Below are 20,524 nucleotides of genomic sequence, written 5' to 3'. Positions count from 1 at the left end.
ATTTAAATTTGATAAATTTTATTTAATAAATAATAATCTGCCATTACTACAGCAGCCATTGCCTCAACAATAGGTACTGCCCTAGGCACTACACAAGGATCATGTCTTCCTTTACCTTGTTGTTCTATCAGTTGACCATTAATAGTTAAGACTTCTTGTTTTTGAATTAGAGTTGCCACGGGTTTAAAAGCTACTCTGAAATAAATATCCATACCATTACTTATTCCTCCCTGTATTCCTCCTGACAAATTTGTTTGAGTTGTTCCGTCTGAATTAAAACGATCATTATGGTCACTTCCTTTCATTTTAGCACCACAAAAACCACTTCCATACTCAAAACCATGAACAGCATTTATTGATAACATTGCTTTACCTAATTCTGCATGTAATTTATCAAAAACAGGTTCTCCTAAACCTATTGGTACATTTTGAATAACACAAGTTATAGTGCCACCTATTGTATCGCCTTGTTTTTTTATTTCTTTAATATGAGCTTCCATTAATCCTGCAACTTCTAAATCAGGACACCTAACAGGATTGGATTCTATTTTAGAAAAATCCAATTCTTGATAAGGTTTGTTAATACTTATTTCGCCTACAGAAGAAACAAAAGCATTGATTTTTATTTCAGAAATTATTTGTTTTGCTACAGCTCCTGCCAATACTCTGCAAGCAGTTTCTCTTGCAGAACTACGACCTCCTCCTCTATAATCACGAAAACCATATTTCTGATCATAAACATAATCAGCATGACTCGGCCTATAAGTATCTTTTATGTGGCTATAATCATCTGATTTTTGATTGGTATTGGGAATTATAAAACCAATAGAGGTTCCTGTTGTTTTTCCTTCAAAAATTCCAGATACAAACTGTACTTCATCTTCTTCTTTTCGTTGTGTGACAATAGAAGATTGACCTGGTTTACGCCTTTGCATTTCTTGACTAATAAGTCCCATATCTAATTCAATACCTGATGGACATCCATCAATTACCCCACCTAAAGCTTGACCATGTGATTCTCCAAAAGTGGTTATTTTGAATATATTTCCAAAAGAATTTCCTGCCATTCGATTCCTTATTATTAACCTATATTTAAAAAGAATGTTTTTTAGTTTAGATATGTTTATATAGAAAATTTATAAAAATTTCCAAAAAATTAAGGCTGTCTATCTAAAACAGCCTTATTTAATATTAATATAGTAAACTAAAAAACAAACATAGCGCGTTCACTCATCATTTCATTTACTTCATTAGCTACTTGCTCAATAACTTCTTCATTGGTATGATTCGTTAATACTCGATCTATAAAATCTACGATTTTGTCCATATCTGTTTCTACTAAACCACGAGTAGTAATAGCTGGTGTTCCAACACGAATACCAGAAGTTATAAAAGGTGATTTATCATCAAAAGGAACCATATTTTTATTTACAGTAATTTCCGCTTTTACTAATACATTTTCAGCTTCTTTTCCTGTAATGCCTTTGTTACGTAAATCTATCAACATCATGTGATTATCTGTTCCTCCTGATATGATGTTATAACCTCTTTTTACAAATGCTTCTGCCATTGCTTTTGCATTTTTTTGTACTTGCATAGCATAAGTAAAGAACTCATCCGATAAACATTCGCCAAAAGCAACTGCTTTAGCAGCTATAATGTGCATTAAAGGACCGCCTTGATTTCCTGGAAAAACAGCCATATCTAATAAATTAGACATCATTTTTACATCCCCTTTAGGCGTTGTGTATCCCCAAGGATTGGGAAAATCTTCTCCCATCATGATCATACCTCCACGTGGCCCACGTAAAGTTTTATGAGTAGTTGTTGTTACAATATGACAATAAGGAATAGGATCACTCATTAATCCTTTTGCTATTAAACCTGCTGGATGAGAAATGTCTGCCATTAAAATAGCGCCTACAGAATCTGCTATTTCACGAAAACGTTTAAAATCCATATCACGAGAATAAGCAGAAGCCCCCGCAATAATTAATTTAGGTTGTTCTTTAGTGGCTACTTCTTGAATTTTGTCATAATCTAACATCCCTGTTTCCTGATTTACACCATAAAAAACAGGTCGGTATAATTTTCCTGAAAAATTCACAGGAGATCCATGCGTTAAGTGTCCTCCATGTGATAAGTCAAAACCTAAAATTGTATCACCTGGTTGTAAACAAGCTGCAAAAACAGCTGTATTAGCTTGAGAGCCTGAATGAGGTTGTACATTAACATACGCTGCTCCAAACAAAGCTTTTGCTCTATCAATAGCAATTTGTTCTACCACATCTACTACTTCGCAACCTCCATAGTACCTTTTGTTAGGGTATCCTTCTGCATATTTATTAGTCAAACAAGAACCTGCTGCTTCCATTACTTGGTCGCTTACAAAATTCTCTGAAGCAATTAATTCAATACCGTGAATTTGTCTATCTTGTTCATCAAGAATTAAATCGAATATTTGTTCGTCGCGTAACATTTTTGAATATTTTTTATAAATAATTGTCAAAAATACAAAAAGTGTTTGGTATAATCCCAATAGAAACTATATTTGAGGTGTAAAATTTATTTAAAATCACAAAAAAATATAATATGCCTATTACAGCTAACAATCCTGAGAGAAAATCATGGTTAGAAGTATCTTCTACTAGCGATTTTCCTATTCAAAATATTCCATTTGGTATTTTTTTAACAAAAGACGATATTGTAACCGTTGGTACTCGCATTGGAAACTATGCTATCGATCTAGGTGCATTGCATCAATTGGGCTATTTTGAAGGAATTGATTTAACAGACGACGTATTTCTTCAAGACGCTTTAAACGAATTTATTTCTTGTGGGAAAAAAACATGGCGATTAGTTCGTAATCGTATTGCTGATATTTTTGACGCTGAAAATGCTGATTTAAGAGATAACATCAAACATCGTGATGTCGTTATTTTTAAAATTGAAGATGTAGAAATGCAATTACCTGTATTTGTAGGTGATTATACTGACTTTTTTTCCAGTAAAGAACATGCTACAAATACAGGCAAAATGTTTCGTGATCCAGCTAATGCTTTACTACCAAATTGGTTACATATACCTGTAGGATATCATGGAAGAAGTTCTACTATTATTCCTTCAGGAATTCCTGTACATAGACCTATGGGACAAACCATGCCTGCTGATGGAACCGCTCCTGTTTTTGGCCCTTCTCGTTTAGTCGATTTTGAATTAGAAACCGCTTTCATTACTACAGATGCCAATCTAATGGGTGAAAATATTCCAGTAGGCGAAGCAGAAGATTATATCTTTGGAATGGTTCTATTAAATGACTGGAGTGCTCGTGATATTCAAAAATGGGAATATGTTCCGCTAGGCCCTTTCTTAGCTAAAAATTTTGCAAGTTCTATTTCTCCATGGATCGTAACTATGGATGCTCTAGAACCATTCCGTTGCGCATCCCCTGTTCAGGAACCTACTCCGCTACCTTATTTACAACAAACAGGAGATTATGCTTTTGACATCCGATTACAAGTCGGTATCGCTCCTGAAAATGCAGACGAAACAATCATTAGCAATACAAACTTTAAATATATGTACTGGACTATGACGCAACAGTTAGCACATCATACAATTAATGGTTGTCGTATAAATTCTGGTGATATGATGGGATCCGGTACAATATCAGGTCCTACTGAAGATTCGCTAGGATCTATGTTAGAACTAACGTGGGGAGGCAAAAATCCTATCACTTTAAAAGATGGTTCTGAAAGAAAATTTATTAATGACGGAGATACTGTAATCATGAGAGGTTACTGTCAAAATGAAAACACAAGAATTGGATTTGGTGAAGTTTCAAGTAAACTATTACCTCCCATTCCTACAAAATAAAACTTTTTAATACTCCGAGCCTTTCGGAGTATTTTTTGGCTTGAATTTTGCCTAATCCATTTTAAATTTTAATTGTATGAAAAAAATTACTCCCATAATCATAGTATTCATTAGTACTTTCTTTAGCTGTAGCGGTGTTAAAAAAACACAATCAATGCTAAATGAAGGCAATTACGACGGAGCCATTTCGCTATCCATTGATCACTTAAAAACAAATAAAAATTCCAAAGGAAAACAAGATTACATCTTCTTATTAGAAGATGCTTTTGCTAAAGCCAAACAACGTGACTTAGATGCTATTTCTCTTTGGGAAAAAGAAGGTAATCCTAATCATTTAGAAAAGATATACAACACTTATATTAAACTACAAAATAGACAGGAAAAAATACAACCTTTATTACCTTTATCCTTAATAAAAGAAGGTAGGAATGCCCAATTTTCTTTTGAAAACTACTCCAATTCTTTAATCAGCACTAAGGCTAAACTGTCGGATTTTCTATACGAAAATGCGTCAAAACTAATGAAAACAAAAGATAAAATGAGTTTTCGTCGTGCTTTTTATGATTTTGAATACCTAAATAATATAAACCCTGGATATAAGGACTCTAAAAATTTAATGGATGAATGCCATTATAAAGGAACTGATTTTGTGCATGTCTATACTAAAAACGAAACTAATATGATCATTCCTTCCCGTTTGCAAAATGATCTTTTAGATTTTAGCACTTTGGGATTAAACGATATCTGGACCGTGTACCACAGCACCAAACAAAAGGATACTAATTATGATTTTGCATTACTTATTAGCTTTAGAGCCATTAATATTACACCTGAAAAAACTTCTGAAAGAGAGTTCTCAAAAGAAAAATTAATTAAAGATGGTACAAAACCTCAATTAAACTCAAATGGTCAACCTGTAAAAGATGAAAAAGGAAATGTAATCATGATTGATAATATGATTACTATTAGAAGTACTATTTATGAATATAGACAATACAAATCATGTAATATTACAGCTAAAATTGATTATATAAATCTAAATACGAATCAATTAACAAACAGTTTCCCTTTAAGCAATACTTTTGTATTTGAAAATATTTATGCAAATTATAATGGTGATCGTAGAGCTTGTGATGATAGCTATTTAAAATATTTTACTCATAGAGTCGTTCCTTTTCCTACTAATGAGCAAATGGTATATGATTCCGGAGAAAGTTTAAAGAATCAACTAAAAAGCATCATCACAACAAACAAATTTAGAAGATAAAATCTTTTTATCATTCAATCTCAATAATTAAACGAAAAATCTCAACGAAGTAAAAAAATAAAATTTGTTTCAAAAAAAAGTTATGAATCTATAAGTCAAATGGTTATTTTACACTTTAACCCAAATTCAGTATTAGAAAAAACAAATTTTATAACTTATTAAAATAAAAGGGTTTATTTATTTGATAATTCTAGTACTTAATTCCATATAGTACTAACAATCAATAAAATGTGTTTTTTGAAAATCTCTAACGCATAATCAGAGTTTAAAAAATAAAATCATCCTTTTTTACTTTTTGATACAGTAATCGCTATAAAAGCTATATATAAAATAAACCCCGTTTTAGATTTACTCTAAAACGGGGTTTTAACTAGGAAATAAAGAGGTCTTAAAACCTCTTTTTATTAATATTGTATTTTATTTTCTTACTTTTTAATTACATTATCTTAAAGTAGCCCCTAATTCACTTTCAAAACTTTGCATTAATTTACTCATCACTTTATCAATTTGTGAATCCGTTAGCGTTTTGGTACTATCTTGTAATAAAAAGCTTATAGCGTATGATTTTTTTCCTTCTGGTAAGTTTTTACCTTGGTAAACATCAAATAAATCAACTCCTTTTAATAAATTTTTTTCTGTTTTTTTAGCTAAATCCAGAACTTTTGCAAATTCAACCTTTTCATCTACTAATAAAGCAAGATCGCGGCGTACCTCTGGGTATTTAGAAATTTCTACAAATTTTACATTTGTTGACAAATGCTTTAATATCGCACTCCAATTAAAGTCCGCAAAAAAGACTTCTTGTTTTATATCAAAATGTTTTAGTATTGATTTTTTTACAGTCCCAAATTCTACCAAACGAGAGGTGCCTAATTCATAAATCATTCCTTCGCTTAAAATATCATTTTCCATTGGCATAGTAACGATATTTTTGATTCCTAATCTTTCCAAAATATTCAAAATATAACCTTTAAACAAAAAGAAGTCTGTTACTTTTTGACTTTTTGTCCAAGATTCTTTAGAACGATTTCCTGTCATTGTCAACGTTAGGTGCATTTTTTCTTCATGTCCAGCTAATTGTTTGTGATATGTTTTACCAAACTCAAACAAACGTAAATCTGCATTTTTACGGTTTACATTAAAAGAAACGGTTTCTAAGGCTGAAAACAACATCGATTGACGCATAGCCGACAAATCATTACTTAATGGATTCAGCATCAAAACATTGTGCTTTTCATGTAAACTATCACTTAAATTCACATAATTTGGAGTTGTTAATGAGTTGGCCATCATTTCATTAAACCCATTCCCTACCAACAAGTTGGCAATAATATTTTGCACCTTATAATCTTCTGTTCTAGATGAATGTGCAGTTGTAGCGTTTAATTTTTGTGAAAATTCTATATTATTATAACCATAAACTCTTAAAATTTCTTCAATTACATCTATTTCACGAATGACGTCTACACGATAAGCTGGAACTGTTAAACCTAAACCAACTTTTGATATACTGTTTACTTTTATATCTAATGAAACAAGAATATTTTTAATTTCTTCATCAGGAATTTCTTGCCCTATAATTTTTTTAACTTTTTCTAAATTTAAAAAAACGGGAAAGTCTTCTATTTTTTTAGGATAAACTTCTATGATATCAGAAGTCATTTCACCTCCAGCAATTTGACATATAAGGATTGCGGCACGTTTTAAAGCATATTCTGTAATAGTAGGATCTATTCCTCTTTCAAAACGGAAAGAAGCATCTGAATTAATGGCATGACGTTTGGCTGTTTTTCGCACCGAAACAGGATTAAAATAAGCACTTTCTAAAAATAAAGAAGTTGTTCTTTCGGATACTCCTGAATTTTTACCTCCCATTACTCCCGCAATACATAAAGGCCCTTTTTCATCACAAATCATGATGTCTTCTTTATGTAAATTTCTTTCTACATCATCTAGTGTAACAAACTTTTCGCCTTCTGTAGCATTTTTTACTATTATTTTGCCTTGTATTTTAGACGCATCAAAAGCATGTAGCGGCTGGCCTAATTCGTGCAAAACGTAATTCGTTATATCTACAATATTATTTTTAGGGGTAAGTCCTATTGCCTTTAATCTGTTTTGCAACCATGCAGGGGATGGCCCGACTTTTACATCTGAAATAGTAACACCGCAATATCTTGGTACTAATGTTGTATTTGCTACATTTACATCTATTTTTAACGTCCTTTTTTCAACTTTATAGGAGCTTACAGATGGCGTAATCAATTCGGTATTAATATCTTGTTGTATCATACCTGCTCTTAAATCTCTAGCTACTCCCCAATGGCTCATAGCATCTGCGCGATTAGGAGTTAATCCTATTTCAAAAACCTCATCAATTTCAACATTAAAAACAGTTGAAGCTAATGTACCTGCTTGTATATTTTCATCTAAAACTATAATTCCTTCATGACTATCACCTACTCCTATTTCATCTTCGGCACAAATCATTCCATGGCTTTCTTCTCCTCTAATTTTACCCTTTTTTATTTCAAAAGAATTTCCTTCTTTATCATATAATTGGGTGCCTATTGTAGCTACTATTACTTTTTGCCCTTTTGCTACATTACTAGCACCACAAACTATTTGAACAGGCTCTCCACTTCCTAAATCTACTGTCGTAATTTTAAGTTTATCTGCATTTGGATGCTTTTCGCAAGTCAATACATGTCCTACTACTAAACCTTCCAATCCTCCTTTTATTGAAAAAAACTTTTCAACTCCTTCTACTTCAAGACCTAAATCAGTTAATAATTCAGCTGTCTTTTCAGAACTCCAATCTGTTTTAATAAATTGTTTTAACCAGTTATATGAAATCTTCATTTTGAATATTTATCAAATTTTTAAACCAATGACAAAGATAAAAAATTACTTAGGAGTTTAACCATAATTTTACACACTCTTTTAGCCTTCTTTTCTGTATTCTTATTCCTTTTTAAATAGTCTTTTTAAGTTCTAAATAAAGGGGAATTTTATATTCATATTTCTTTTTATCAGTAACTCTTTATTATTATTTACATTCCTTTTTAACTTTTTCACCCCTCTTTTTTGCATTTGGAAGAAAAATAAAGTGGAATAGATTTACTTCGTCTATTCGCTACGCTCGGGTCTAATGCGTAATCTGGGGTAAACGAAAATGGAATACCTGCTTGAATTTGAAAAAACAAAACACAATAAATCAAGTTTCGTTCATCTACTTCCAGTCTAATACCTATTTGGGGTTAGCTCTTTAGAACAAAAACTTATACTGTCACAATTTCCTGCCATTTATTCATGAAATATCACTTTATGACATAATAAAAAAATTAAACACCATAAAAAACATATTTTGTTATATATATAAAACAAATAACATATAATTAAAATATTTTTTTATCAATAAAGGTTATTTTTTAATAAAACCAATTTTTGTTATATTTAAGTTAAAAAAAGAATAAAAAAAACAAATAAAAAAACACCATAAGATTATTTTAACTTTTTTTTTGGAATAAAATTTGAAAAAAGGTTTTCTATTAATTTTTAAAACATCGTTTTTATGAAAAATTTTTTAATTGCAAGTGCCTTATTACTTACTTCTGGTTTATTTGCTCAAAAAGGAAGTTTCTATGTGGGAGGACAAATGGGGTATTCTAGCACTAAAGCAAAAGTAGAAGGTAATACGACTTTTGACGGTTCTACATGGAACTTTTCACCTGAAGTAGGTACTTTCTTAACTAATAATGTACAATTAGGCGTTGGATTTACAACGCAAGGTTCTACAAAGGAGTATGGAAATACAGAAGTGAAAGAAAATCAATATGGAGGTACTATTTACAGCCGTTATTTCTTTGGTGAAGGCAGTAAATCTTTTAGACCTTTTGTAGGTGTTAATTTAGGATTATTACCTGGAAATTCTACTAATACTACAAAAACAATTTTAGGTAATACTGAAATTAAAAATAATACGTTTGAACTTAACACAAATCTAAATGCTGGATTTGCTTATGCACTTTCTCCTAAAGTGACTGTTGTGGGGTCTTTAGGTGTTTTAGGATTTTCATCTCACACTTCAAAAAATAAAGACACAAATAGTAAGGAAGAAAAAAACAGCTTCAATTTTGACATTAATTCTTTAGGTAATAGATTTAACGTAGGTCTTTATTATACCTTATAGAATTGTCATTTTATAGTTACTAAAATTATAATAATTTTTTGATGAAGAGACAGTCTAAAAGCATATTGAGTTATTCATTATCTTAAAAAAGATATTTTATTTAGGTTTTTTTCTTATTTTTTTAAGAACTATTTCAATGCTTTTTTAAGACTGTCTCTTTTACATTTTGATACACTTCTGCCTCAATTTGTAATCGTTTTTCTTATTGTTTTATGAATGTACTTATTTTATCGGCTATTTTTTGTGCTTCAATAGTATGATGCGAGTCTCTATAAATTACTTTTCCATCTATAAGAACGATGATTTGAGGCGATTGATGAATTACGTCTAATGTTGTTGCTATAAAGTTTGAAACCGATCTATAAGCAAGCAAGTCTAAATAATTAAAATCGCATATATTTTCTATTAAGTTAAAACCATTTGTTAATCGTTCTTTTGCAAATGCACTAATACCGCATGTTACGCTATCTTTAAAAATAACTTGTGGCTTATGGTATGATTTTTCAATAATATCAAGTACTTCTCTTTCTGTTTTTATGCTATGCCATTTTTGTGTTTCCATATAACTTTTTTTTAAAATATTAATTAATCATTTTCATTATCTCTTTTGAGTTTATTTGTATACATTTCGTTTAATTTTGTTATTTTAGGTAAAATAACAACCTGACAATATCCTTGATATGGATTTTTATTATAATAGTCTTGATGATAATCTTCTGCTGGATAAAAAATAGGAACAGGAGCTAATTCTGTAACAATCTTATTTTCAAACATCGGGTTTAATTGTTTTATAACTTCTTCTGCCTCTATTTTTTGTTGTTCATTATGATAAAAAATAACGGATCTGTATTGAGTACCATAATCTGCTCCTTGGTAATTGAGTGTTGTTGGATTATGATGTGTCATAAAAATATTTAATAATTCGGTATAAGATAACTGTTCGGCATCAAAAGTAACTTGTACGACTTCTGCATGACCTGTGCTACCGCTACAAACTTCTTTATAAGTAGGATCTTTTATTTTGCCCCCGGTATAACCTGATACTACTTTTTGTACCCCTTTTAGTCTTTGAATTATTGCTTCAACACACCAAAAACATCCTCCTCCAAAAGTAGCTATTTCTATTTTGCGCATCTTTTATTTTTTTCTTATTTTGGATTTTTATACAATGAAATAGAATTTATACAATAGCGCAATCCGCTAGGTCCTGGACCATCAGGAAAAACATGTCCTAAATGACTATTGCATATATTACACATTACTTCTACTCGAATCATACCAAAAGAGTTGTCTTTTATATATTGAATTGTGTTTTGTTTTATTGGTTGTGTAAAACTTGGCCATCCTGTTCCTGAATCAAATTTTTCTGTGGCATCAAAAAGGGGGGTATTACACCCTATACAACTATATATCCCCGGTTCGTAATGAGCACAATGCGCTCCCGAAAAACGTGCTTCGGTACCTTTTCTTCTTGTTATATGAAATTGTTCTTCTGTTAGCATACGTTTCCATTCCTCATCCGTTCTTTCCATCTTTTTATCGGGCGTTAAATTCCCTTTAGTAGCCAGTCGAATGATCTCTACCCAATTTAATTCTTTGCTTTCCATAATCCTTATTTTATTTACAAAGTTACAATTAAGTAACCTTAAAATAGTAGTGTATTTTTCCCTAAAACTTGTTCATTATTCCTTTTGTTCTTACGAATGGTTCAAACCAAATTCAGCATTAGACTCTAAATAAATTAGCAAAGCCTCCTCTATTCCTTTTTATTTTCTTTCAAATTCATTTCTAAAGTGCTATCATGCTACAAATATTTTGTTATATAATCGGGCTATAATCGTATTTTTTAAAGACATAATAAATGCTTTTGCCACAAGATCATAAGATTTTTAAACGGCGGTAACTAATCTTTGCATTTCGGATATCATTTGATACGGTGGTTTGTATAGGATTGTATCATTGGATCGCATCGAAGGTATTTTAAATTATTTGAAATGGTAATATATGATCGATTTGTTATTTACAAAAATTATGTCTTATATGCAAAAATATTTTAAAAAATTTGTTAAATAAATCGGTTTTTAATCAAAAAATACTTTACTTGTAGAAATAATTGTAAACAATAATAACTAAAAAATGGCAGTAAAAAATCAAATTAGCATCGCGATTCCACAAGAAGTGATTGAATCGGTAACTCAAAAACTACAAGAATGCAAAACCGCTTTAGCACCTTATTTGCAAGGATTAACTATTGAGGAGCGTTCTTCTTTATTTAAAATGGGGGACAAAACGGTGGCTACCGTCCAAAAAACAAAATCGTATGTAGATACCAATCCTGAGTTTGTACCGGCTTATATGGACAAAACGGAATTTTTAAAAGACGAAGCGTTAGTGACTGTTTTAAGTCCTATTGCCAATTTAGCTTCGCAGTTAACCACCGATGTTAATGACACGGTGATGTTAGCGGGTAGTGAGGCACTACAAGCCTCAATGTTGTATTACGGTCAGGTGAAAGAAGCTAGCAACAGAGGAATTGCTACGGCCAAACCTATTTATGAGGATTTGAGTCAGCGTTTTATGAAAAGACCCAGTAAAAAGAAAACCGAATAATTCTTGATTTTTTAATTTATTAACTGAAAGAGACGCCAGTAATGGGGTCTTTTTTTGTTCTATACCTCAAAAGGGATTAATACCATTTAGACTTAAAATATACTGGATTAAAAAAGGAAGTTCTCGATACGTTTTTTTTTATTTTAAAAAGAACTCGAACAGACGGTTGAGTCTATAATTGAAATGATCATTAGTTTGAGCGCGAAGCCAATGTCATTAAGTTAAGGAAATTTAATTCAAAAATCACTTTGTTATATTGATGATTTTAAAAAGATTATGTGATTTCTCCTTATGTCGAAATGACAAGATTATGAAAATTTTCTTGAATAAATCACCGTTCTGTTTATCACTCCGACGCAAGGAGGAGTCGCTTAATCTAATTCAATTTTTGAGCGTGCTGTGTTGTTTACTTTATGTGATTTCTCCTTATGTCGAAATGACAAGATTATGAAAATTTTCTTGAATAAATCACCCTTCTGTTTGTCACTCCGACGCAAGGAGGAGTCGCATTATCTAATTCAATTTTTGAGCCTGCTGTGTTGTTTACTTTATGTGATTTCTCCTTATGTCGAAATGACAAGATTATGAAAATTTTCTTGAATAAATCACCGTTCTGTTTGTCACTCCGACGCAAGGAGGAGTCGCTTAATCTAATTCAATTTTTGAGCCTGCTGTGTTATTTACTTTATGTGATTTTTCCTTATGTCGAAATGACAAGATTATGAAAATTTTCTTGAATAAATCACCGTTCTGTTTGTCACTCCGACGCAAGGAGGAGTCGCTTAATCTAATTCAATTTTTGAGCCTGCTGTGTTGTTTACTTTATGTGATTTCTCCTTACGTCGAAATGACAAGATTATGAAAATTTTCTTGAATAAATCACCCTTCTGTTTGTCACTCCGACGCAAGGAGGAGTCGCATTATCTAATTCAATTTTTGAGCCTGCTGTGTTGTTTACTTTATGTGATTTCTCCTTATGTCGAAATGACAAGATTATGAAAATTTTCTTGAATAAATCACCGTTCTGTTTGTCACTCCGACGCAAGGAGGAGTCGCTTAATCTAATTCAATTTTTGAGCCTGCTGTGTTATTTACTTTATGTGATTTTTCCTTATGTCGAAATGACAAGATTATGAAAATTTTCTTGAATAAATCACCGTTCTGTTTGTCACTCCGACGCAAGGAGGAGTCGCTTAATCTAATTCAATTTTTGAGCCTGCTGTGTTGTTTACTTTATGTGATTTCTCCTTACGTCGAAATGACAAGATTATGAAAATTTTCTTGAATAAATCACCGTTCTGTTTGTCACTCCGACGCAAGGAGGAGTCGCTTAATCTAATTCAATTTTTGAGCCTGCTGTGTTGTTTACTTTATGTGATTTCTCCTTATGTCGAAATGACAAGATTATGAAAATTTTCTTGAATAAATCACCGTTCTGTTTGTCACTCCGACGCAAGGAGGAGTCGCTTAATCTAATTCAATTTTTGAGCCTGCTGTGTTGTTTACTTTATGTGATTTCTCCTTATGTCGAAATGACAAGATTATGAAAATTTTCTTGAATAAATCACCCTTCTGTTTGTCACTCCGACGCAAGGAGGAGTCGCTTAATCTAATTCAATTTTTGAGCCTGCTGTGTTGTTTACTTTATGTGATTTCTCCTTCCGTCGGGATGAAACGAGAGGCTTAACTTAATGACATTGAGTGCGAAGCGCATCGAGAACGAACACTCATTTTTGTTGTTTTTGTAGAGGTACTATTTTTAAACCCAGATTACGCATTAGACCCGAGCGTAGCGAATAGACGAAGTAATATCATTTAAGGTTCAAATTTACTGTAATAATATCGTGTAATATCTCTTGATTCGTATATTCTGTAGTGAGTTTTGGTTTAGGTAATTTCAAAACTAAAATGGTATTATTAGAACCTCAGAAGGTATAATTATAACCTAAAAGGGATTAATTAGAACCTCAGAAGGTATAATTATAATCTAAAAGAGATTAATTATAATCTAAAAGGTATTAATTATAATCTAAAAGGTATTAATTAGAACCTAAAAGGTATTAATTAGAACCTCAGAAGGTATAATTAGAATCTCAGAAGGTATAATTATAATCTAAAAGGGATTAATTATAATCTCAGAAGGTATAATTATAATCTAAAAGGGATTAATTAGAACCTCAGAGGGTATAATTATAATCAAAAAGGGATTAATAAGAACCTAAAAGGGATTAATTAGAACCTCAGAAGGTATAATTAGAATCTAAAAGGGATTAATTAGAACCTCAGAAGGTATAATTATAATCTAAGAGGGATTAATTAGAACCTAAAAGGGATTAATTAGAACCTCAGAAGGTATAATTAGAATCTAAAAGGGATTAATTAGAACTCGAGTACGGACGAGGTTTTTGGTTTAAGCTTTTTTTGAGTTATTTGTAATATTTAAGTTTACTTTTATAAAATTTAAATTCATAGTCAATAAAATTATTTGAAATGAGAAACAGACTCTTTTTTTAGTGTTTGTCCGATTTTATAAAAAAATGTTATGTTTGAGAAATAAACAATTTAAAAACTAATCTATGGAACTTCTATACTTGTGGGTAAGAAAATATAATAATATAGAACATCAAGGATTTAACTTATCGAGTAAAGTTAAATTTGAGACAATCGTAAACAGCCAAGAAGATGGTGATACTTTAAATGTTACTTTAACGCATTTAGAGAACGAAAAATATTTTTCCTTATTTCCCAGTAATATTATTGATGTAAAAGCCATAATTGGTGAAAATGGTAGTGGAAAAACAAATTTACTGGAAGCAATATTAAATTTCTTTTTAGGTAGGATAAATCTTTTTAAAGGGTTTTTAGTTACATCTGACAAAATCATTATCCGTGATAGACTTAATTTTGTAGAGGCACCAAAAGAACTATTTGGCAAAACACTTAATTTTATCTATCCAGAAGATATTTCTAATTTTTATAGTGGAGAGTTTAAACGGAATTTGTCGAGAGAAGAAGCTTTTCGTATTAGTAGAGGCAATTTAATGGAAACGTATTTTGAAGATAACTATATTATAAAATACGCTTCTTTTATCAATATGGACAACATCCATAATGTTGACGGTATAGAAAATGATTATGCTAAATATGATAATGGAGTACCTAATTTTATAAATATAGCTACAGAATCTATGATTGTAAGTGACTATGAATCTCAAAAAAGTAATGATAGATATATGGTTGCTGGTGAAAGTGAATTGTTAGCACATAAATATCAAGAATCGTTAAGAATGCTAGATTTTTTGAATATTGTGAATAATTTTAATTTTAAAATAGATTTTTATATTGAATCAATAAATGTAAATTTTACTGAATTTGGTAAACGATTCTGGTATAGTGTAGATAAGATAATTTCTCCAAATTCTCAAACCTTTAATCAAACTATTGAAAAGATTTTAAAATTTGGAACATTATATACTGATTCCAAAGATAAAGAAGGGAATTTTTTCAAGAGTTTATCAAGGGATATTACGTATTGTTTTTTAAGCTATGAATTAAAACATAATTTTAATTCTACCTCGGAAGATAAATTTCCTATTCTAAAATTAATTGACAATTTAAAAGAAAATTATAATCCTGATCTGGATAGATTTGATGCTTTGTATAGTTATATAGAAAAGAATATTTTTTTTTCTAAAAACGCTGAGTCAATTATTAAACAGGTTAAGGAAATAAAAGAATATTTTATTAAAAAGTTTCAATCAAAGGAAATAATTTGTGATGAAATTTTTGGCTTTAAAATACCGAAAGAACATATTAGTACAATAGCAAGTGATTTCTTAAATCCACCTCTTAATTATATTAAAATTACTGATGAAAGACATCTAATTCTAAATGTTTTTGGATTTAATTATAATGGTTTAAGTACAGGAGAACGTAATTTTCTTTCTTTCTTTTCAAGAATTAATGCTTATAAAATAAAAGAAAATAGAGATATATTGTTTATAATTGATGAAGGAGAATTAGGTTTTCATCCGCAATGGCAAAAAAAGTATTTAAATTTTTTGCTTGATTTTTTTGAGAAGTTTTTTCCTAAAAATAGAGTACAGCTTATTTTAACGACACATTCTCCTTTTATAGTTTCTGATTTACCCAAAGAGAATATCATTTTCTTAAAAAGAGATAAACATAATAAGACAGAAGTAAGTGTTATTGCGGATCAAGACTTAACATTTGGAGCTAATATTCACGATATTTTAGCAAATGATTTCTTTTTACAAGATGGATTTATGGGGGAGTTTGCTAAAAATGAAATAAATGTGGTAATCGATTTTTTGACTAATAAGAAAATTCAAATTAAAATTGAGAACCTCAAAATAAAGATAAATGAAATTAAAAATTTGATAGCTAAAAGTAGTAATGAAGAAGAGAAAAATGAATTAGGGATTGATAAGAAAAATTTAAATCAAGAAAAAAATGCGCTGATTAAGAAAATTAAAAATGTTCAGTTTGCAGATAAATATGATAAAAACTATTGTAAGAATGTAATAGATATTATTGGAGAACCTATCTTATCGTTTAGTTTAATAGAGTTGTATATAGAAGCTTTTCCAGATGAAAAGAAGTCTATTATTGAGGTGCAAATAAAAAGACTTCAAAACTTATAAATTGTATTAAAATTATGATAGCAATACCTCTTGATAAAGTAAGAAACATTCAAAACACCTATCAAAAACAAATTGAGTTACAAAGGACAAATGCACTTACAAAACTTACTACTTTGCTAAATGAGAGTCTTTCTAATGAAGACAAAGAATATTTGGAATTTGTTATAAATAAATTTAAAAAACAAAATGATAATATACTTCTATGGGATTTAAAGAAAATTAAGAAAGAGATAGAAAAATCAGATTTTAAAAGAGTTCCTACTAAAATTAAAAAGGATAAAAACGGAAAAGAATATACTGCTAAAACTGGTATAAGAGATAAGATTATTGCTTGTTTGGACTATAAGGGTTTGAGGAGTACTTTTTATCCAAATTATTTTAATGATATTGGTATTAAATCTTGTGTGTATTGTAATTCTCAGTTGACAATAGTAGCCAATAAAAGACACGCAAAATTTGAAGTGGATCATTATTATTCTAAAAGCGATTATCCATTTTTAAGTATTACACTGTGTAATCTTTATCCAGCTTGCGCTTCTTGTAATGGAAGTAAAAGCGCAAAAAAAATAAATTTTGAGTTATATACAAATGATATTTCTAAAACCAAAAAATCAGATTACAAATTTAAATTAGCTTCAAATTCAAAAGCAAAATATTTAGTTACAAGAGATAAAAATACGATTGAAGTTGAATTTGAAGAACCTAATTATGAATCAAATGAGTTTGAAAAATTCAATAATGTATTTCACATTGAAGGAATTTATAAAACCCAAAATGATTTAGTAGAAGAATTATTAATAAAAAGTCAAATTTATAATGAAAGCTATATCAAATCTTTAAAAACAGGTTTTCAAAAACTAAATCTTAATCCCGAAATCTTTAAAAGAATTATTGTTGGTAATTATACTCAAGATGTTGATATTCATAAAAGACCTATGAGTAAAATTACTATGGATATTGCAAGAGAACTTGGGTTGATTGATATGGTTGAGTGAATAAACTATTCCCAAATACAAAAATGCACAAAGATATTGCTTAACAATTTATTCAAGTTAGCGCAGAATTGCATTCTATACCATAAATTAAAATAAAAAAGAATACTCTTTTTTAAGCATTCTAAAAACCAAATGATCCATTCAGTTATGTCTAAATCGCCTTTTTGAGTTCATTCAAGAATGGTGTAATACCCTTTCTATTGCTTATAAAAACCAAATAAAAGCTTGCTCATCCCATTGTAAATGTGGCCAATTCTTAAGTTGGTGTATGTAGATTGCCATTGTTTTTTGTATAATGTGGTAAATATACGAATTATTCACCGCAAAAAATGCGGTGAATAGACAGGGTAATCACCGCATAACTTTTTTGTTTTATAGCAAAAGTATTATTTATTAAGAAAGTGTCATTTTTTATTACCACACTTTGGACAAACTATCCAATCTTCTTTCATAGGGGCATGACATTTTACACATTCATTTTGTCTATGATTTATTTTTCCTAATTGATTACTTTTTGAAGTATATTCATCTGGAATTTCATTTAAAAAGCTTGATTCATTCCCTTTTTCGGTGACTAAATATAATTTATCTTTTGCTCTAGTAATAGCAACATAAAACAATCTTCTTTCTTCTTCTAAAAGCAAATTGTAATCCGCTTTCTTGATAATTTGAAATAATCTATCTTCTAACCAAACATCTGGAAAGCCTCCTTTTCCTTCAGTAAGTCCAATAATGAAAACGACTTTTGCTTCTAATCCTTTTGAAGCATGTATGGTTTTTCCATTTACAAAGAAATTATGTTGTTTGAATTCATTTCTGTAGCTAATAAACATATTATTTCTTCTGTATAAGAATAAAATATCATCTTTAGCATAACCCTCTTCTAATAATTCTTGTACTTTTTCAATGCAATACCTTATATTGTCATCTAAATTATTCCCTTTTTGAATAATTATTTTTTGTTGCGAATCTTTTACCGCAGCAATTTCTTTATCTATTTTGTTTTTGTTGTATTTAATAACTTCATTGCTTGCTTCTACAATATTTCGCTCGCTTCTGTAATTTTGATTGAGCTTGATTACTTGTGTATTTGAAAAATATTTTTCAAAATTGATAATATATTCTACATTGGAGCCTCTAAAACCATAAATACTTTGCCAGTCATCGCCTACACAAAATAATTGGGTTTCAGGCTTTATGAGTAAACGTATAAGCTCTACTTGCAAATTATTTACATCTTGAAACTCATCAACTAATATATATTGAAATTTATCAAGATAACGCTGTCTTACATCTTTATGATTTGAGAATAAAGAAGCTGTCTTCGATATCAAATCATTAAAATCTAGGTAAGATTTATTGGTAGTGTAGGCTATATATTCTGAGATAATTGGAATTGCTAATTCATAAAACACTCTAATACGTTCATGTTTGTCTTCAGAAGCTCTTTTAACCACTTGCTCGATAGAGATATTCTCCACTTTAATCATGTCACAAATTCGAATGATTTGACGAACAAAGTCTTTTACTTCTTCAAAATATCCCTTGAACTCTTCTAAAAAGCTCAATTGTTTGTTTTGATGGAAATCATACGGTAATCTACTTTTTACAATTTTATCTAAAGTATGATTGAATACAGCTGAATCCTGTGTGTCTTTTTCAAATGTTTTGGCATATAAGATTTTTCCTTTGGCAAACTGTTTTTCTTTAGCTTCCATCGGATAACTCAAATCACTTACGTGCTCTAGATACAAATTAGCATCAGGAATATAAAAATCAGGATGAAAATCAAAATCTTTTACATTTAGTAAAGGTTCATATTCAAAAGAAATACTATGTCTGTAAAGCCAATCAGCAATATATTGTTCTGATTTGGACCTTACTTTTGTACCATTTAGAGTAGTATAAAACTTTCCATCAGTAACTTTTGAATTTTCGTATTCTTTAGAAATATGGATTTTATCTACTAAATAATCTAAAATATAACGCTTGGTTTTTAGCAAAAACGCATTGTTATCACATTTCTCAATGAAGATTTTGTGAAATACTTCAAATACAGTTTCATCAGCTATTCTGTTAGTAATATCTTCAATGTCTGTTGCTTTTTCATCTCCAATAATCTTAAACTTATTATCAAATTCTTTTACACCATCAGAGCGCAATACGCTATAACAAAAACTATGAAAAGTACGAACTGTTAATCCTTCAATCCATTTGTATTTGCGTTGCCAATTTCTACGTTCAGCATCTTTTTCTTTTTTGGTCAATACCTTACTAAAAATGATGCGTTCATACATACCGGTAGTATCTGCCGAAACAATCAAACGGTCCATCATTTCATTTGTAGCATTCTTTGTAAAAGTAATCGCTAAAATACTTGATGGAGGTACTTTCTTTTCCTCGATTAAATAAATGATTTTTTGTAACAATGTTTTAGTTTTTCCTGAACCAGCACCAGCCAAAACTAAAAGACGCTTGTTATCACTAATCACAGCTTCTTTTTGCTTATCGTTTAAAACATCTAATAGGTTGTTATTCTCTAACATAAAATTTACTTTCTTTCAAAATCTGCAGGATTTTCTCCCCAGGCTTTGGTTTCCCATTTTAATATTTCGTTTTCATAAGTATTAGCATGTAGCCATTTTTCAGCTCTTGCTAACATATCAAATCATTTTTTATTCTTTTCACTTGGCAAATGGTGAGAACTTGATTTTTTCTCTCTTATCCAAGCCAAGGCTGTTTTACTATCTGAATAAATTGGTACTTTCCAATGCCCTTGTTTGCACAAAGCCAAAGCATGAACGATCGCTAAAAACTCCACCATATTAATAGTACCTTCTTCTAAAGGACCTACATGAAATAACACCTCTCCAGTTTTGATATACACGCCCTGATATTCTACTAACCCTGAGGTATTATC

At 30.1% G+C, this 20,524-nt stretch carries 14 protein-coding genes; 6 read left to right on the top strand and 8 right to left on the bottom strand.

Annotated features, from left to right (window positions below):
- Positions 1-2 precede the first annotated feature (2 nt).
- Positions 3-1,067 (bottom strand): chorismate synthase, encoded by a 1,065-nt coding sequence (gene aroC, locus NAB20_RS10440; protein WP_088392657.1) that lies wholly within the window; start codon positions 1,065-1,067, stop codon positions 3-5.
- Positions 1,068-1,204: 137 nt separating this feature from the next.
- The gene (glyA, locus tag NAB20_RS10435) at positions 1,205-2,479 is read right to left on the bottom strand and encodes a serine hydroxymethyltransferase (RefSeq protein WP_105196380.1); all 1,275 of its coding nucleotides are present in this window, start codon (positions 2,477-2,479) and stop codon (positions 1,205-1,207) included.
- Between the two features lie 113 nt (positions 2,480-2,592).
- Between glyA and fahA the strand changes: the two genes are divergently transcribed.
- The gene (gene fahA, locus NAB20_RS10430) at positions 2,593-3,876 is read left to right on the top strand and encodes a fumarylacetoacetase (protein ID WP_105196379.1); all 1,284 of its coding nucleotides are present in this window, start codon (positions 2,593-2,595) and stop codon (positions 3,874-3,876) included.
- A 76-nt stretch (positions 3,877-3,952) separates the two neighbouring features.
- On the top strand, positions 3,953-5,143 hold the full coding sequence (locus tag NAB20_RS10425; RefSeq protein ID WP_105196378.1) for a hypothetical protein: 1,191 nt from the start codon (positions 3,953-3,955) through the stop codon (positions 5,141-5,143).
- Positions 5,144-5,584: 441 nt separating this feature from the next.
- Here the strand turns inward: NAB20_RS10425 and pheT are convergent, their stop codons facing one another.
- Complete coding sequence (gene pheT / locus NAB20_RS10420) at positions 5,585-8,005, bottom strand: phenylalanine--tRNA ligase subunit beta (RefSeq protein WP_105196377.1); 2,421 nt, start codon at positions 8,003-8,005, stop codon at positions 5,585-5,587.
- Between the two features lie 712 nt (positions 8,006-8,717).
- On the opposite strand from pheT, the gene NAB20_RS10415 reads away from it, so the two are divergent.
- Positions 8,718-9,335: an outer membrane beta-barrel protein gene (locus NAB20_RS10415; protein WP_105196376.1), complete on the top strand. Its 618-nt coding sequence runs from the start codon at positions 8,718-8,720 to the stop codon at positions 9,333-9,335.
- A gap of 202 nt (positions 9,336-9,537) precedes the next feature.
- Here the strand turns inward: NAB20_RS10415 and ytxJ are convergent, their stop codons facing one another.
- Genes ytxJ through msrB form a run of 3 tightly spaced genes read right to left on the bottom strand, consistent with a single transcriptional unit; the run spans position 9,538 to position 10,942 of the window.
- The gene (gene ytxJ / locus NAB20_RS10410) at positions 9,538-9,897 is read right to left on the bottom strand and encodes a bacillithiol system redox-active protein YtxJ (protein ID WP_088392643.1); all 360 of its coding nucleotides are present in this window, start codon (positions 9,895-9,897) and stop codon (positions 9,538-9,540) included.
- Between the two features lie 23 nt (positions 9,898-9,920).
- The gene (gene msrA / locus NAB20_RS10405; protein WP_105196375.1) at positions 9,921-10,469 is read right to left on the bottom strand and encodes a peptide-methionine (S)-S-oxide reductase MsrA; all 549 of its coding nucleotides are present in this window, start codon (positions 10,467-10,469) and stop codon (positions 9,921-9,923) included.
- Between the two features lie 14 nt (positions 10,470-10,483).
- The gene (gene msrB / locus NAB20_RS10400; protein ID WP_235878020.1) at positions 10,484-10,942 is read right to left on the bottom strand and encodes a peptide-methionine (R)-S-oxide reductase MsrB; all 459 of its coding nucleotides are present in this window, start codon (positions 10,940-10,942) and stop codon (positions 10,484-10,486) included.
- Between the two features lie 529 nt (positions 10,943-11,471).
- Between msrB and NAB20_RS10395 the strand changes: the two genes are divergently transcribed.
- From NAB20_RS10395 to NAB20_RS10385, 3 genes are all read left to right on the top strand, one after another.
- A complete protein-coding gene (locus NAB20_RS10395) occupies positions 11,472-11,945 on the top strand; it encodes a hypothetical protein (protein WP_105196374.1) in 474 nt (157 codons plus the stop codon).
- A 2,576-nt stretch (positions 11,946-14,521) separates the two neighbouring features.
- Positions 14,522-16,609: an AAA family ATPase gene (locus tag NAB20_RS10390; protein ID WP_375605103.1), complete on the top strand. Its 2,088-nt coding sequence runs from the start codon at positions 14,522-14,524 to the stop codon at positions 16,607-16,609.
- Positions 16,610-16,623: 14 nt separating this feature from the next.
- The gene (locus tag NAB20_RS10385; RefSeq protein WP_375605102.1) at positions 16,624-17,604 is read left to right on the top strand and encodes a hypothetical protein; all 981 of its coding nucleotides are present in this window, start codon (positions 16,624-16,626) and stop codon (positions 17,602-17,604) included.
- A 404-nt stretch (positions 17,605-18,008) separates the two neighbouring features.
- Here the strand turns inward: NAB20_RS10385 and NAB20_RS10380 are convergent, their stop codons facing one another.
- Both NAB20_RS10380 and NAB20_RS10375 read right to left on the bottom strand, forming a co-directional pair.
- The gene (locus NAB20_RS10380) at positions 18,009-20,150 is read right to left on the bottom strand and encodes a UvrD-helicase domain-containing protein (RefSeq protein WP_375605101.1); all 2,142 of its coding nucleotides are present in this window, start codon (positions 20,148-20,150) and stop codon (positions 18,009-18,011) included.
- Between the two features lie 122 nt (positions 20,151-20,272).
- Positions 20,273-20,491 (bottom strand): reverse transcriptase-like protein, encoded by a 219-nt coding sequence (locus NAB20_RS10375; protein WP_375605100.1) that lies wholly within the window; start codon positions 20,489-20,491, stop codon positions 20,273-20,275.
- Positions 20,492-20,524: the final 33 nt, after the last annotated feature.

Source organism: Flavobacterium davisii, from assembly GCF_042182265.1.
GTDB classification, from domain to species: domain Bacteria; phylum Bacteroidota; class Bacteroidia; order Flavobacteriales; family Flavobacteriaceae; genus Flavobacterium; species Flavobacterium davisii.
Note: the sequence above shows the minus strand (reverse complement) of the source record. Positions and strands in the feature narration are given on the sequence as shown.